14 protein-coding genes and 5 tRNA genes are annotated in these 14,850 nt (G+C 39.5%); 9 read left to right on the top strand and 10 right to left on the bottom strand.

The genetic code is table 11. The features are described from left to right. Positions 1 to 90 precede the first annotated feature (90 nt). Positions 91 to 426 carry a PBPRA1643 family SWIM/SEC-C metal-binding motif protein gene (locus RGE70_RS08930; RefSeq protein WP_310471110.1) on the top strand — a complete coding sequence of 112 codons (336 nt, stop codon included), beginning with the start codon at positions 91 to 93 and terminating at the stop codon, positions 424 to 426. 765 nt (positions 427 to 1,191) lie between these two features. Here RGE70_RS08930 and RGE70_RS08925 read toward each other — a convergent pair. Both RGE70_RS08925 and RGE70_RS08920 read right to left on the bottom strand, forming a co-directional pair. Further along, positions 1,192 to 1,668, bottom strand: a complete 477-nt coding sequence (locus RGE70_RS08925; protein ID WP_310471109.1) for a DUF2798 domain-containing protein — start codon at positions 1,666 to 1,668, stop codon at positions 1,192 to 1,194. Positions 1,669 to 2,017: 349 nt separating this feature from the next. Next, a complete protein-coding gene (locus tag RGE70_RS08920; protein ID WP_310471108.1) occupies positions 2,018 to 2,521 on the bottom strand; it encodes a DUF2798 domain-containing protein in 504 nt (167 codons plus the stop codon). A gap of 149 nt (positions 2,522 to 2,670) precedes the next feature. Between RGE70_RS08920 and RGE70_RS08915 the strand changes: the two genes are divergently transcribed. Continuing rightward, a complete protein-coding gene (locus RGE70_RS08915; RefSeq protein ID WP_310471107.1) occupies positions 2,671 to 3,108 on the top strand; it encodes a MarR family winged helix-turn-helix transcriptional regulator in 438 nt (145 codons plus the stop codon). Between the two features lie 517 nt (positions 3,109 to 3,625). Here RGE70_RS08915 and RGE70_RS08910 read toward each other — a convergent pair. Then, on the bottom strand, positions 3,626 to 4,654 hold the full coding sequence (locus tag RGE70_RS08910) for an isoaspartyl peptidase/L-asparaginase family protein (RefSeq protein WP_375087917.1): 1,029 nt from the start codon (positions 4,652 to 4,654) through the stop codon (positions 3,626 to 3,628). Positions 4,655 to 5,237: 583 nt separating this feature from the next. Next, positions 5,238 to 5,924 (bottom strand): DUF4336 domain-containing protein, encoded by a 687-nt coding sequence (locus RGE70_RS08905; RefSeq protein ID WP_310471106.1) that lies wholly within the window; start codon positions 5,922 to 5,924, stop codon positions 5,238 to 5,240. A 478-nt stretch (positions 5,925 to 6,402) separates the two neighbouring features. Here RGE70_RS08905 and RGE70_RS08900 point away from each other — a divergent pair, with 478 nt between their 5' ends. Continuing rightward, positions 6,403 to 8,061, top strand: a complete 1,659-nt coding sequence (locus tag RGE70_RS08900) for a methyl-accepting chemotaxis protein (RefSeq protein ID WP_310471105.1) — start codon at positions 6,403 to 6,405, stop codon at positions 8,059 to 8,061. A 792-nt stretch (positions 8,062 to 8,853) separates the two neighbouring features. On the opposite strand, the gene RGE70_RS08895 is transcribed toward RGE70_RS08900, so the two are convergent. Together RGE70_RS08895 and punC are read right to left on the bottom strand one after the other, a co-directional pair. Next, positions 8,854 to 8,944: transfer RNA gene (locus RGE70_RS08895), tRNA-Ser, on the bottom strand. 146 nt (positions 8,945 to 9,090) lie between these two features. Then, positions 9,091 to 10,278 carry a purine nucleoside transporter PunC gene (punC, locus tag RGE70_RS08890; RefSeq protein WP_310471104.1) on the bottom strand — a complete coding sequence of 396 codons (1,188 nt, stop codon included), beginning with the start codon at positions 10,276 to 10,278 and terminating at the stop codon, positions 9,091 to 9,093. A 118-nt stretch (positions 10,279 to 10,396) separates the two neighbouring features. On the opposite strand from punC, the gene punR reads away from it, so the two are divergent. The 6 genes from punR (at position 10,397) to RGE70_RS08860 (ending at position 13,582) form a co-directional block, all read left to right on the top strand. Further along, complete coding sequence (gene punR / locus RGE70_RS08885; protein ID WP_310471103.1) at positions 10,397 to 11,299, top strand: DNA-binding transcriptional activator PunR; 903 nt, start codon at positions 10,397 to 10,399, stop codon at positions 11,297 to 11,299. 200 nt (positions 11,300 to 11,499) lie between these two features. Then, the gene (locus RGE70_RS08880) at positions 11,500 to 12,156 is read left to right on the top strand and encodes a Bax inhibitor-1/YccA family protein (RefSeq protein ID WP_310472952.1); all 657 of its coding nucleotides are present in this window, start codon (positions 11,500 to 11,502) and stop codon (positions 12,154 to 12,156) included. Positions 12,157 to 12,213: 57 nt separating this feature from the next. Next, positions 12,214 to 12,603, top strand: a complete 390-nt coding sequence (tusD, locus tag RGE70_RS08875) for a sulfurtransferase complex subunit TusD (protein WP_310471102.1) — start codon at positions 12,214 to 12,216, stop codon at positions 12,601 to 12,603. Between the two features lie 9 nt (positions 12,604 to 12,612). After that, complete coding sequence (gene tusC / locus RGE70_RS08870) at positions 12,613 to 12,969, top strand: sulfurtransferase complex subunit TusC (protein ID WP_310471101.1); 357 nt, start codon at positions 12,613 to 12,615, stop codon at positions 12,967 to 12,969. Continuing rightward, entirely contained in the window at positions 12,969 to 13,250 is a 282-nt protein-coding gene (tusB, locus tag RGE70_RS08865) for a sulfurtransferase complex subunit TusB (protein ID WP_310471099.1), read from the top strand. Before tusC ends, tusB begins: the two co-directional genes overlap by 1 nt. 2 nt (positions 13,251 to 13,252) lie before the next feature. After that, the gene (locus tag RGE70_RS08860) at positions 13,253 to 13,582 is read left to right on the top strand and encodes a TusE/DsrC/DsvC family sulfur relay protein (protein WP_310471098.1); all 330 of its coding nucleotides are present in this window, start codon (positions 13,253 to 13,255) and stop codon (positions 13,580 to 13,582) included. 433 nt (positions 13,583 to 14,015) lie between these two features. Here the strand turns inward: RGE70_RS08860 and RGE70_RS08855 are convergent. From RGE70_RS08855 to RGE70_RS08840, 4 genes are all read right to left on the bottom strand, one after another. Beyond that, a tRNA-Leu gene (locus RGE70_RS08855) sits at positions 14,016 to 14,101 on the bottom strand. Between the two features lie 91 nt (positions 14,102 to 14,192). Further along, a tRNA-Leu gene (locus RGE70_RS08850) sits at positions 14,193 to 14,278 on the bottom strand. Positions 14,279 to 14,359: 81 nt separating this feature from the next. Next, positions 14,360 to 14,433 (bottom strand) — tRNA-Cys (locus tag RGE70_RS08845). Between the two features lie 12 nt (positions 14,434 to 14,445). After that, positions 14,446 to 14,521 (bottom strand) — tRNA-Gly (locus tag RGE70_RS08840). Between the last annotated feature and the right edge of the window lie 329 nt (positions 14,522 to 14,850).

Raw genomic sequence — 14,850 nt, 5'->3', positions numbered from 1 at the left:
TAAAAGTTGACCCAAGTCGATATCCAATCAATCGATTTTACTGTATAAGCATGCGTCCAATTACATTTTTATCACTAGAGCTGAGTACCGATGTCAGACAAATTCTTTTTTAAAGGTCGAAAGACTCCGAAGCCAAAACATGAAAGCTATGGCTACAACACTAAACGAGTCGCTAAAATCGGCACTGATGTCAATCCTCTATTACTGACAGTGCCAAACGAAGCACGCTCAGCCGAGATCACGCAGTTACTTGCAGAGCACCAACTGGTAGGCAATATCACTATCGATGCGACTGTTGAAGAAAATATTGTTGATCTAATGGGCGTCCTCAACAAACCACAAACGACACGGTTTGAAAAGTTGCCTAACCGTAACGAGCCTTGCCCATGTGGTAGTGATAAAAAATTTAAAAAGTGTTGCGGATAAGTTTATAAAAAATGCCGAATCAACGGTATTCTAGCCTGTAACAGCTGAAATATAGGCTCTTAAAGTCACTGCACTTAGTTAGAGCCTATAACGTTTACTGCCTCAATGTTCTCAAATTGTTTTGAGGCTCCACTACAAAAGCTGCCCGAAGCTAGCAACCAGCACTTACAGCGCTAAAAGGTATCATTGCACAATGTGCTGGTGCATTTGTTATTCACATAATTAAATTAATCCCAGTACCTGGGTTAACCTGCCGTTGCTTGAGCCATTTACATTTTGTGTGCTGGTGATTGAGATCGCCAAATTAATAATCACTTTAAAATTGCAGCTTATATGGGTACCAACAACCATTGAAATGATGTTGATGTTCATACTCCCCTGCAGAAGAATTTGTTGATAATGTAAGGCAGCAACTATGGGATTTATTGCTAGTAGCTTACAACCAAGTTCGCTTAGAAATAGTAGCGATAGCAAAGACTGCTAAAGTGCTACAACTCGTATCCGGTGCCCCACAATAACCTCGTTAGACACACAGTTAAGTTGGCTTGAGTTACCTATGGATTGGAAGTTGCCGACTAAACTGAAGTAAGCTGATATACATATCTTTATGCTTCCAGATAAAAAAAGCACTGAACGTTTCCACGCTCAGTGCTCTATAACCTAGCCATTACCCACTTAAATATAAGCAGTAACGCTTATTTGAACGCGCTATGTTAGAGACAGGCTTTTTAAACAAGTACAGCTACCGCAGAGGTTATGAGAAATTTATCCAGCAGCAGGCACAGGTCTATCGATTGGGAACATCATAAAGAACAACTTGCGTACAACAGGCCCCACAATAAAAATCGATAATGGATAAGCAACGATCACATTCATCATCCACATATGAATATAAGCGTTTAAAAGTGAACCTTCGTAGCCTTGAAGCAAGGTGGCAATAAATGACATCATTGTGCACATAAAGAAGGTCATTAATAATGACATAGTCATAATCTTTCTGAAAAACGGTGTATTTTCATCAGTAATTCTTTTTACAATCGCTCTAACAATTGGTGCAATAATAATGAGTTCTAGTATTAAAGCCACTGCGAATACACATAAAAAAGCAACAAAATTCAACGCTTCCATCAAGCTCCCGCCAGCTTGGGTGGTTAGAATTGCATTATAAATAGTCATACCAAAAACCATTGCAAAACAAACCATTGATGCAAATACTAAATTTTCAAATCTATTCTTCCCCATACTTCCCTCTTAGACATTAAAGTTGAACAACAAAATTATTGTCAACTTTGTTGACGTAGTTTAGGGTGAGCCCTCATTTTTGTCAACAAAGTTGACAAAAATAAATACTCATACATGTTCTAAGAAATTGATGGTGAGCCATGCCGATATTGCATTAAATGAAATACTCATGTGATATGTCTAAATGTATAAATATTTCATGTCAAAGCTGAGTTATAGATGTCTGAGCTACGACCAACAAAATTTTACTCCGTAAAAAAACAAGCACGTACTTTAATGAGTACCATAAACAAAAATGCCGATAAGTTTAACTTATCGGCATTTTTTTTATAAAGTAGCTTTATAAAGTTTAGTTACAGCAGTCTTCTTGCTGAACTGATGGCTCAACAGGCTGTGGCGGTACGATTGGGAAAATCGTGAAAAATACTTTACGAATAATCGGACCAATAATAAATATCTGTAATGGTAACGCAACCACAATATTCATCATCCACATATGGGTATAAGCGTCTAAAAGTGACCCTTCATAACCTTGAAACAAGGTCGCAATAAGTGACATCATTGTGCACATGAAAAAAATCATCAATAACGACATAGTCATAATTTTACGAATGAAAGGTGTTTTCTCATTTGTGACTTTTTTGACAATCGCTCTAACAATAGGTGATACAAAAATAAGTTCGAGCACTAACGCTAATGCAAACACACATAAAAAAGCACCAAATTGAAATTCTTCTACAAAGCTTCCACCTGCTGGAGTGGTTAGAATTGTATTATAAATGGTCATACCAAAAACCATTGCAAAACAAACCATTGATGCAAATACAAAATTTTCAAATCTATTCTTACCCATACTTCCCTCTTAGTTAAGATCTTAAAGTACAACAACATAGTTATTGTCAACTTTATTGACATTAGTTTATGGGTTACAACTTTGATTGTCAACAAAATTGACAATCACACCGGGATTATATAAATTGTAAGAAAATATTGGTGATTACTATGATAAATGTAGATTTCTTAAAAACACTTGGTGTTGTTGACTTAATCAGTGAAAAACATAAACAGCTTCGTCATAATATGATGAGTACGATAGATGAACAATGTGACGACCATTTTTCATCTATTGAGGTTTTTCTGATCTCTCTTGTTGCCTTTAAGCCCATGAGTGTCAGTGAAACAGCTCGTTATATGGCAATTAGCCGTCAAGCTGCACATAAGCATGTGAAACAGTTAATCAACCTAGGCTATATCGAGCTGACCACATCAGAGTCTAACCGCCGCGATAAAATAGTAACCCCTACGGAAAAGGGATTATTGTTAAGTAAGCAGTTCAATGCCATAAAACAACAAAAAGAAGCCAAATTAGAAGCCCTAATTGGGACTCAAGACTACCAAGTCATTAAAGCTATTTTTGAAAAAAATTGGGATATCACCTAAGCTGCTGTCATTTGTGTAAGCTTGATCGATGAATATTCATCTTTTTCAAGCATATTTTAAGCCCGTGCAATAGTTGTAAGGGTCTTGCTGAAACCAATGTAGACATTGTTACAACGTAATTTCTAGAACGATGCCATTAACATCATAAATAGCATGTACAGATTTATAGCAGCAAAGCGAGGTCATCAATACAATGGCGGAGCCCTTCTTGCATTAAACAACCACTCGTCATCCACGCTGAAAAAACAAAAGCACGGGTAAGGCACAAACAAAGAATGCTCCCAACCAAAATATAACTGAAGCTCTAGCTGGCTCAACCTTGCTGTTTTGTATGAATTTTCGCCCTTAATCGGGTCATATTCGTGGCCTCAGTTTAATAATGCCAAAATTAAACTGAGGGTTAGTAAGGGGAAATATTTTTGATTGAAACCATATAGATGTTCAGCATTTTTATAAAAGGCTCGCAAGTAATGCGAACTTCATGCTCAATTAGCTGGCAGCGAGCCACTTAAACACACTACTTATCATGCCAAATCATTACTTTAGCTTGCTCTCCGTGTTGACGAGTTGCACGATACATTCCATCAGTGTTAAATGGTGTTGCGATATTACCTTCCCCATCAATAGCGATGACTCCACCAGTACCACCAGCATTCACTAAACGTTTGTTAATCACATCATCTGCCGCCTGGTTAATTGAAACATGCTGATATTTTACTTTAGCGCAAATGTCACCCGCGACTTGGTAGCGGATGAAATACTCACCGTGACCCGTTGCTGATATAGCACACACTCCATTTTCAGCATAGGTACCAGCACCAATGATTGGCGCATCACCAATTCGTCCGTAACGCTTATTAGTCATTCCGCCTGTTGATGTACCCGCACTAATATTGCCATTTTTATCCAGTGCCACTGCGCCAACAGTGCCAACTTTATACTCGGTTTCTAATTGACTATGGGCAGCTTGGTAGTCAATCTTTGCCTTTGAAGCTTCGGCTAATTTTGCTTTTGCACGTAATAAACTATCGTAGCGAGATTTAGTATTAAAGGTTTCATTTGCAAACAGTGGCACCCCTTGCGTGAGCGCAAACTCTTCTGCTCCCTCACCATATAACATGACATGCACCGACTCATTCATCACCAAGCGCGCTAAATCAATCGGGTTTTTAATGTGCTTTACGCCCGCTACCGCGCCAGCATTCATGGTTTGGCCATCCATAATAGAAGCGTCCATTTCGTGCTGTTCATCATGGGTGTAAACAGCTCCCTTGCCAGCGTTAAAATAAGGAGAATTTTCAAGTACATTGATCGCAGCTGTAACGGCGTCCAAACTGGTGCCACCTTGGTCTAAAATGACATAACCAGCATCAACAGCCTCTTTTAGCTTAGAGCGATAAGCCTGTTCTTTTTCAGGCGTAAAACTACTTTTTTGAATCGTTCCAGCGCCGCCGTGAATAGCGATGGCAAACGGAGTCTCACCCGCAAAAGCAGTAAAAGATGACATTAAGGTGCAGCAACAAAACAACGCAGATAGTTTATACATAGAAATGATCAATATGTTGAATTTGCATTGATACTATTTGATTAAACTGAGATGCAAAAGCAAAACATGCAGATAAAATGTAATGATGTATTTATCTGTATTTCAATGTTTAGCCGCTAACTCTAAGTGTAGTTTCAGCAGTCATAACTCAAATATTCGAATGACTGACAAAGGTGTTAAACTAAATATTTTACAACTCATTTAACCCATATTGATTTGTTGTTGGTACTAAAGAATGCTGTCGGTAGACTTTGGGGTTAATAATAGGCCGATAATGACTTATAGCTCCAGTAGAACAAAGACGAGTCAGATCTGTATTGTGGTGCAACCATGAAGGCATACAAATTGAAAATGCTAATATGCTTATTCGTGCAGCAGGTACAGGCTACAAGTAAGGTGATGACAAAGTGGCTAATACAATTTAAGAGCAAGTACTTGAGTTAATACAAGAGATTTAAACAAACTCCTCGAACTCATGCACAATGTAGCGCTATTTTCTTTAAATGCAGGCGCTGTTTATCTCAATATTGAAGTAAATAAAGTAGGTCAGCAGAAAACTATCAATTAAATAAACAATGCTCAGCTAAAGTAACCAACTGAACGACCGTTTAAGAAACGACTCAGCATCTTGTTCAATGATCTGCCCGTGAGACATCACAATAATCTTTGGCTGCCAACTTAAAATAACTGATAAGTGCCTACGGGCTTCACCAAGGTTGAATATGAAGCTTAACCGCCAATCTAATGGCATTTTCCCGTTTGGTGCTAATATTCCTACCCCTTTTGCAACCAGCCGCTGGCAACAATTAAAATCATCTCCGGTAAAATTTTCAATTAAATCAGTAACAATCAATACACCAGAGTGCTTGTGAAAAAATACACACTCTTGCATTAATGCAGATCCAGTAAATAGCAGTTCTTCAACGTCAGCAGACCACACACTGTGACGAGGCTGATTAAAAGAGTACTCAAATTTAAGATCTGTTCTCTTTTTAATCACGCCATCAGTACCATAACTAATGGCATTTGGGTATGCTAACTGCCATTCAGACATAAATAAGTGATGCAACTGATTTGGCGCTATGAGGTATTTAACCAAACCAAGTTGATCAATTTGTTTTTGTAGTGTGGAAGTTATTTTTATAGGGCTGTGTACCCATAAGTCACCGCTTGAAAGACGAATAACCGTCATCCTAGTAGTAAATGGAAAGCGTAAAAATGGAACATATTCACCTTCAAAAACCCAAATATTACTAGCAATCTCTTGCATAAACAATACCTCGCTAAATAACCCGCAGCTAATTATATAGAACCAACATTTTGCTTAGCTACAATAAAGTTAATAGCTGTAACTTGAGTTAAATCTCTATTAAAAAACTTAAAAATGTACTCAAATAACTACTATGCCGCTATCAGATAATAGTTTGAACTGCTTCATTCCATAGTACTAACAATATTGGCAATTTACATTAATAACTAGCAGCAAAGCATTTTATACCTATTGACCTCTGGTATAACTGGCTTCACTAAAACTTGCTAATTACAATCTCTTTTCTTGATACATGTCAGATACCCGCTCATAAAACAACTACGCGAAATATTTATGATATTAATTTTATCAAGATCATACTTTTAAACATTAGCTAATCGTTATTTAAAATAACTGGATAGACAATACATTTTCACGCATACAAATGAACTAATCTCCAACGATTGTAGCTGTTCCAATAAATATGTTAGGAGTCAAAATGGGTCTATTCGGTTCTATAAGTATCAAACGAAAATTGTTAGGGCTAATAGTAGTTTTTGGTATAGCAGGAGCCATTATTTTAACTGATGTGGTGATTAACACGACTGAAGTTGAACAGCGTTTTAATGAATACGATCAAGCTGCGGTAAATGGCCAAGAGTATTTGCTGTCGATTAATCGTGATATGAATTATGTATCGCGCCTCTCTCGCAGTATTATGCTCGGTGATAATTTTGACAAAAATTTTAATCTTCTAGAAACCCGCATCCAAGATATCTACAACCATTTTGATGATTTAGATACTGCGTTAAATAAAATCAGTGATTCATCTGATAAACAAAAATTGAAGCAATTAGCAAGTAACTCAAAGCAAGCAACTTCGGCTTTTTTAGAGGACGGTCGAGCACGCATGCAAGCTCTAAAATCAGTTAACCGCTCACCTGAAGTATTACAAGCGGCTTGGCAAGCTTATCACGTCGGAGCAAGCCCATTTGCAAACGAAGCCAGAGTTACATTTAAATCCTTATCTGAAGCAGTAGAAAACAAAAAGCAACAAGTGCACAGTACAGCCTTTACATCAATGGCGAATATGCGCCTGCAACTAATTTGCATCATACTGGTCGGTTTTAGTATTACAGGCCTGTTAATCTTTCTGGTTTCACGTTCGATTATTCAATCAGTCGAAACCATGCGGAAATCGATTACCGCCATTGAGGCTAGCTCAGATCTAACAAGCCGGATAAACATTACCTCTAAAGATGAATTTGGTGAATTGGCGCACTCTTTTAATTTAATGTTAGGTAAATTTCAAACTAACCTACAAGGCGTGGCTGATACATCTTCATTATTAACCCAGTCGTCTGAAGGGATCACCTTAGTCACAGCAAAAGCGGCTAACTTAATGCAAACACAGCATAATGAGTTAGAAATGGTTGCAACTGCAATGAATGAAATGACCACAACAGTGGTTGAAGTGGCTAGAAATGCCAATGATGCTGCAGATGCCGCTGTGCAGACAGACGAGCAAACCCAGACTGGTTTAGCCGTTGTGAATAATACTATCGAAGTCATTGATAGCTTGGCGACTGGAATAGAGCACGCTTCTGCCGTCGTAAAAGATCTTGAAAATGATAGTCACCAAATTGGATCCATTTTAGATGTCATTAAAGGGATTGCAGAGCAAACCAATTTGTTAGCACTAAATGCAGCAATTGAGGCTGCCAGAGCTGGCGAGCAAGGCCGAGGTTTTGCGGTAGTAGCTGATGAGGTAAGAACTCTAGCGAGCCGGACACAGTCATCAGTAGAAGAAATTCAAACCATGATTGAAAAGCTACAAAGTGGTGCCAAGCTCGCAGCAAATGCTATGACAGATAGCCGCCAATATGTTGATGATAGTGTCAACCACGCTCGCAGCGCTGGTGATGCATTGCAAAATATTGTCAAAGCGATAGCAACCATTACTGACATGAACACGCAAATTGCGACCGCCGCAGAAGAACAAACCGCGGTATCAGAAGAGATTAACGTTAACATTGTTAATATTAATCATGCGGCAGAAGAAACTGCTCAAGGGTCACAAACAAGTTCTTTAGAAAGTAAAAATTTACTAGGCATGGCGCAACGCCTATCGGTATTAGTTAAAGAATTTAGAATTTAAACCTTAATTAGATCCTGCAAATGGTGCTGTGTGACTGCGGTATTTAAACATAAGCTTGAAGACGGTCTTCGAACGCTATCATAAAACGATTCAAGGCCGTCTCCCTGCTCCACATTGGCATCGCCATTTCTTTGATGCTTCCATGATAGCAAGCTAAACCGCTTTTTGAGCAGCTTAAAACCATCAACAACCCATCTCTCTTTATTAATGCCAGGAGTTAAAACCTCAGGCTAAGTTTGCTTGATAAGTCTTGGTTAAATTGGTGTTGGTTTGTCATTCATAATTTAATTAGTTTTGCTATGTCAAAGGCTATGAATCCAGAGCTAAAGAAATCTAATCCTAACTCTTAATGAGCAAAAATGAGTTTGTTAATATCGTCCCTATCCGTTCCTAATCAGCAAAGAAAACACTGCGCTTAAAAGAACCATGCTTTTCTGTTTCCCTACATAACCTTAAATATTGACCATGATGATGGGTGTTATTGTTAACAAACCTTATTTTCAAATTCGTGCACAAATAAATAATCAAGCTATTGCCTTATTATCATTCATGAAACTCCAATTTTATCCATTTTTATGATGCGCGCACAACTGCAAACCCTTTGAGCTAACAACATAGTCCAATGTTGATTTAAAAACTCAAATGCTCCAATGTGGCGATATCTTCATCTAAAAAACCTTAGTAGCAAACATTGAACAGAAGAAACACTTGAGTTCGAATAAACTTTCTAAACTACAAACTACAAACTACAAACGGCAAAAAGCCCGCTATAAATAGCGGGCTTTTCTAATATGGCGGAGAGATAGGGATTTGAACCCTAGATGGGCTACAAACCCATGCCGGTTTTCAAGACCGGTGCATTCGACCACTCTGCCATCTCTCCGAACGACGCGAATAATATAGCGCCAAATTAATCTTGTAAAGCGATAATGTTATGTTTCACATCCAACTGATTAATTTGGCTCCACCTTGTGTGTTTTTTAGCGTTAACCGTTTACTTTTTGCCATAAAAGTACGCCCAAGCTTACTTTATTTAGGGTTTTGGCTTTTGAGGTTACGGAGTTTAAAACCAACAAAAACAATTATCGTACACACCAAGATCCCACATCCTATGGCTAACTCACCAGTACTGGCCCACACCGCCACTGAGCTCGATGCCAAAAATGAGAGACCTATTTGCAAGAAGTTTTGCAAACCAGCGGCTTTGGCTGAATTTTGAGGAAACTGTTGTAATGCACCATTGACCACGATCGGATAGATTGCGCCATTACAGGCCGCTAGTACCGAGAATGCAGCTAATAATGGATAGATCGGTAATCCAGTAATGAGTATGGTTACCGTTACAATGGTGCTAGCACATAGCGTAAGCATGGCTAATAGCAGTTGTAACGCTTTTTCTGTACCGACCTTACGGGTTAATAACTTGCTGGCGTAGCCGCCTACAATAAACATAACGGTTTGCGGTATAAAGCTCAGACCAATCGCTTTTGCGTCAAACCCGTGTTGCTCCATTACCATTGGCCAAACGGTGAGGTACGAGAAAAAAGCCCCTGAACAAGCACCAAAAATAACAACATTCCCTAAATAGGTACTGTTCTTCAAAATCGATAAATAATTGATGTTAGTTTTTGACTCTGTAACTGAGCGAGTTTCAGCGGGCACAAAGCACACCGTCATCACTATCATTGCTATCGCGAGTGCAACTAGGGTAACAAAAATGCTTTGCCACCCAAAAAGCTCCAGAATAAATGCCCCAACAATCGGCGCCACAGCGGGCGACAGTGCCACTAAAGGCATAATGTTGGCGAATACACTTTGTGCTTTAATAGCATCGTATTTTTCAATCACAATCGCCTGCCAAATCACACCCGCTGCACATGCACCAATCGCTTGCATAAAACGAGCACTATTAAACACCCATATTGATTCACTATATGCAATAACTAAGCTGGCTAATGTGAAAACTACCATTCCAAAGATAAGCGAGTTTCGTTTGCCAAAACGTTCCACTAACGGGCCATAAATTAACTGCCCTATTGCAAGACCCGCTAAAAAAAATGTGAGTGACATTGCCACTTGCGCAGGTGAAGTCATCATAGTGTCTTCAATTGCTTTGAATGCAGGTAAATACATATCCGTGGCAATAAAGCCCAGCATACTTAATAGTGCAAGGTAGGACAAAAACAGATAGTACTTGGCATTCGTTAAGGTTTTCATAAGTAAGATAGATGTTTGCTTTAAAAATGGGTTGCGGAGTGTAAACGCTTGCTAAATATCTGTGAAACGTTTATTTTTCTCTTCAGCCATCAAAAAATATCACAGCAGGATGTGAACCATGCTTTCAGAACAATCAATGCAGTTAATTGATATGGTTGCTCGTGTCGGGAGTTTTACCGCCGCCGCCAAAAAACTCCATAAAGTACCTTCAGCAGTAAGTTACGCGGTTAAGCAAATTGAAGATGAACTTGGGGTGGTACTGTTTGAGCGCCATCATCGCAGTGTTAGCTTAACGCCAGCAGGCGAACACTTTGTAAAACAATCGCGCACGTTGCTCACCGAAATGGAAACCATGCGTACCGACACCATACGGGTGGCAAATGGGTGGCAACCTACTCTTTCTATCGCTTTAGATAACATTGTCCGGGCTGACAAAATTAGTAACTTAATTGCTGATTTTTATCGTACCTTTGACAATGTTGAACTTATCATTCGAATTGAAGTATTCAATGGTGTTTGGGAATCAATCGCTACGGGTCGCAGTGATATTGCAATAGGAGCAACCACCGCCATCCCTGTCGGGGGCGATTACCACTTTAAAGACATGGGTGAAATTGAATGGTGTTTCGTTGTTGGCAAGAGTCATCCGTTAGCGACTGTTGATAGATTGCTAAGTGATGAAGAAGTTAGAGTCTTTCCCTCCATTTGTTTAGAAGATACCTCACGGGAGATCCCTAAACGCATGACTTGGTTATTAGACAACCAAAGACGCTTAGTGGTGCCCGATTGGATCCGTGCCATCAACTGTTTCAGAGAAGGACTTGGCATTGGCTACATGCCCGCTCATTTTGCATTACCGTTTATAAAAACCGGGGTATTGATTGAAAAACAATTAGAAAGACCTAAAAAGAAAAGTCCTTGTTGTTTAGCATGGAATGCCGCAAATAAGTCCCCTGCGATGACCTGGGTACTTGATTATTTGGGTGATAGTACAAAGCTACAAACAGATTGGTTAGACTAAAATACGCAGTTTGAGTGTTTGTCTCAGCCTGTATGACACATATATACCAACCTCTAGCTTTATCCGACTGTAAAGCTAGGGTATGATTCAATAACTTATACAAGCGTCTGAAGTTTATTGCCGTTTTCAGGAACTTCCTGAACAAATAAGATTCAAATATAAAGCTTGAGCATTTTCCTTCGGAGATATAAATGAAAGATATGACACAAACCACCCACTACAGCAGTGGCAGTACAGCACAAGTAAATAAACTGTTGAAAAACACCTACATGCTACTGTCGATGACGCTTGCGTTTTCTGCTTTAACCGCTGGCCTTGCAATGATTTTTGCAATTGGTCCTTTTATGTCTATTGGTTTATCAATCGGTAGTTTAGTCCTGTTATTTGTCACATTAAAAAAAGCAGATTCAAGTGCGGGTATATTCTGGATTTTTGCTTTTACCGGCATGCAAGGCGCATCGCTTGGTTACATACTTAACCATTACGCGGGTATGGCGAATGGCCCACAGCTTATTATGCAAGCTTTAGGGCTAACTTCTGTCATCTTTATCACTTTGTCAGGTTACGCGGTTACCACCAAAAAAGATTTTTCATTCATGCGTGGTTTCTTAATGGCAGGCCTTGTCATTATGGTGGTTGGCTTATTGGTTAACCTTTTCTTGGGTAACAGCATGGTGTTTATGGCGCTCAATGCCGGTATTGCATTACTTATGACAGGTTTTATTCTTTACGATACAAGTAACATCGTTAATGGCGGCGAGACTAACTACATTCGCGCTACCATTGCTTTATACCTTGATTTCTTGAACCTTTTCGTTGCGCTACTGCATTTAATGGGTATGGGCAGTGATGACTAATACCAATTAATTTTAATTGAGTTAAAATGGTCCTACTTAAGGGCCATTTTTTTTATCATGAGTAAATTTATCATTCAGGTTAACTCCCCTGCTTATGGCAGTTCAGCGAGTTATAATGCCTATCGTTTTGCACTATCTGCCTTACAAAGTGGCCACGTTGTTGATAAAGTTTTTTTCTATCAAGACGGAGTGCTCAATACTAACCACCTTAACAGCCCAGCAAGCGACGAATTCGATTTGCAACAGGCTTGGGTGTCACTTAGCGAAACCTATAACATCGCATTGGTTAATTGTGTTTCAGCAGCATTACGACGTGGGGTATTGTCTCAAAATGATGCTAACGAAAACCAATTGAGCCATTGGAATATGGAACCGCCATTCACAATGGGTGGGCTGGGTGAGCTTGTTACCGGTATTGAAACCGCTGATCGTCTCGTGAGTTTTTAGGAGTTAGTGTTGAAACAACTTTGTATTATTTTTCGTCAAGCCCCGCATGGCAATGCACAAGGCCGTGAAGCGCTTGATTTAGCCCTACTCAGTGCAAGTTTCGAGCAAGAAGTAAGCCTTATATTTACCGACGAAGGGATTCTTAATTTATTGGACAACCAAGAACCGGAGCTCATTGGTGCAAAAGATTATATTGCAACCTTCGGTGCCTTACCCATGTACGATGTTGACACCATTTTAGTGTGCCAACAATCAATGCAAACATTGGCAATACAAGCAAGTGACTTTAAAATTGACGTCGAAGTTTGCTCAGCAGCTAAAATCACTCATCACCTCAGCCTTGTTGATGAGGTCTTGGTATTCTAATGATATTACACCATATTCAGTCTTCGCCTATGCAGAGCTCAGCGCTTAAAACATGCCTGCGCTATATTGCCCCTAGTGACAGTATTTTATTGTCAGGAAACGCGGTAAATTGCCTGTTAACCCTTGAGTGGCAAAATTTACTCGCCCCTTATAACGTCATGGTTCTGAGCGATGATGTTATAGCCCGCGGATTAAAATCACGACTTAATGTGTACAAGCAAATTGAGTTTAATGAATTTGTCAACGCTTCGTTGACCCATAATAAAGTAATTAGTTGGTAGAAATGATAGAACTAAACGGACAAGAGATAGCAACCGATCACCAAGGCTATTTAAAGTCAGTTAATGACTGGAGTCCAGAGCTCGCTGTTGTCATTGCAACTGCAGAACAAATTGAGCTGACGGATGCGCATTGGGAAGTCGTCAACTTTGTACGAGAGTTTTACTTAGAGTTTAAGACGAGTCCGGCTATTCGAGTATTGGTTAAAGCCATAGGGCAAAAGTTAGGGGCTGAAAAAGGAAATTCAAAATACCTTTATACTTTGTTTCCTATAGGGCCTGCGAAACAAGCCACCAAAATTGCAGGGCTGCCTAAACCTGCTAAATGTATTTAGTGCTAGCCATTAACACTGCACCTGAGCAGTAGTGTTTCAATCAAAGTTCAATAGAAGCCCTAATTATTAGGGCTTTTTCATCGCCAAATTTTAACGACCCCAGATCGGTCATTCGTCCCTTGCAGATACATTTGCACCCTTTTTAAACTAGCTCATTAGAGTGAGTGAAGAAGCCTCTGGTCTAACAATGCATGTAATGGATATTTAAAAAGGCGCTAAGCTTAGCGGCTCTCAATCAAACTTCTGCCCACTTACCCCATCGAACAACAACGCATCGAACAACGCCATTCAAATTTTGGCAATAGGGATAATTAGCAATAATGTTCAATTTACTTAGCTTAATATAAGACAGTAAAAATATTGAAGAACCTGAAGTGAAACATTGAGGCTAGAGATACAAAAAAGCCCCGACTAATGTCGAGGCTTTGTTGTATGGTACCCGTGGCCAGACTTGAACTGGCACGCCTATTAAGCGAGGGATTTTAAATCCCTTGTGTCTACCGATTCCACCACACGGGCAAAACTTTTACTCAAATGTTTATTTCGGTATATTTGATAAACATCTGTCTAACTTCACAATTAACCTCGATTAAACAAGGCAATAAAATTGTGGTACCCGAGGCCGGACTTGAACCGGCACGCCTATTAAGCGAGGGATTTTAAATCCCTTGTGTCTACCGATTCCACCACTCGGGCAAACTCTTTGACTTTGATGATACGTGTTATCGGTAGGAACACTGCAGCTAATTACTTAACTACTCATCAAACTCTTAAATATGGAGGCGCGACCCGGAGTCGAACCGAGATCGACGGATTTGCAATCCGCAGCATAGCCATTCTGCCATCGCGCCATATTGTTAAATTGGAGCGACATATCGGGTTCGAACCGATGACCTATACCTTGGCAAGGTATCGCTCTACCAACTGAGCTAATGTCGCTTTTCAATTTAAAACCGTAATCAATTTCAGCTTAGTTCTTGCTTAGTTCGCTTCCCCTTGACTACGGGATGGCATTCTACCGATTTGACCTACAGAGTCAATCGTCTAAAAACATTTTCATGACTGTTTGGTGCTAAATTCATCAAAGGTAACGTTTTTTGTTCTTTTTGATCGATACTTGTGCAGCCCATATAGGTTAAAGGTTGTTAAGCCAGAAATATAGAACAAAAAATTAGGGTTTCTGTTTGCTCCGTGTATATGCACAGCCTCTAAATACGGTTTATCTTTATGCAGTGCAAAATTTTTGAGACTAGATTTATGTAATTACC

The sequence above is a fragment of the Shewanella youngdeokensis genome (assembly GCF_033180165.1).
GTDB lineage: Bacteria > Pseudomonadota > Gammaproteobacteria > Enterobacterales > Shewanellaceae > Shewanella > Shewanella youngdeokensis.
The sequence above is the reverse complement of the archived record's forward strand: the minus strand, read 5'-3'. Positions and strand labels throughout refer to the sequence as shown.

Bases quoted from the DNA above. Each gene is read 5' to 3' on its own strand.
- RGE70_RS08930 (WP_310471110.1), top strand. From the start codon at position 91: ATGTCAGACAAATTCTTTTTTAAAGGTCGAAAGACTCCGAAGCCAAAA.
- RGE70_RS08925 (WP_310471109.1), bottom strand. From the start codon at position 1,668: ATGGGGAAGAATAGATTTGAAAATTTAGTATTTGCATCAATGGTTTGT.
- RGE70_RS08920 (WP_310471108.1), bottom strand. From the start codon at position 2,521: ATGGGTAAGAATAGATTTGAAAATTTTGTATTTGCATCAATGGTTTGT.
- RGE70_RS08915 (WP_310471107.1), top strand. From the start codon at position 2,671: ATGATAAATGTAGATTTCTTAAAAACACTTGGTGTTGTTGACTTAATC.
- RGE70_RS08910 (WP_375087917.1), bottom strand. From the start codon at position 4,654: ATGTATAAACTATCTGCGTTGTTTTGTTGCTGCACCTTAATGTCATCT.
- RGE70_RS08905 (WP_310471106.1), bottom strand. From the start codon at position 5,924: ATGCAAGAGATTGCTAGTAATATTTGGGTTTTTGAAGGTGAATATGTT.
- RGE70_RS08900 (WP_310471105.1), top strand. From the start codon at position 6,403: ATGGGTCTATTCGGTTCTATAAGTATCAAACGAAAATTGTTAGGGCTA.
- punC (WP_310471104.1), bottom strand. From the start codon at position 10,278: ATGAAAACCTTAACGAATGCCAAGTACTATCTGTTTTTGTCCTACCTT.
- punR (WP_310471103.1), top strand. From the start codon at position 10,397: ATGCTTTCAGAACAATCAATGCAGTTAATTGATATGGTTGCTCGTGTC.
- RGE70_RS08880 (WP_310472952.1), top strand. From the start codon at position 11,500: ATGACACAAACCACCCACTACAGCAGTGGCAGTACAGCACAAGTAAAT.
- tusD (WP_310471102.1), top strand. From the start codon at position 12,214: ATGAGTAAATTTATCATTCAGGTTAACTCCCCTGCTTATGGCAGTTCA.
- tusB (WP_310471099.1), top strand. From the start codon at position 12,969: ATGATATTACACCATATTCAGTCTTCGCCTATGCAGAGCTCAGCGCTT.
- RGE70_RS08860 (WP_310471098.1), top strand. From the start codon at position 13,253: ATGATAGAACTAAACGGACAAGAGATAGCAACCGATCACCAAGGCTAT.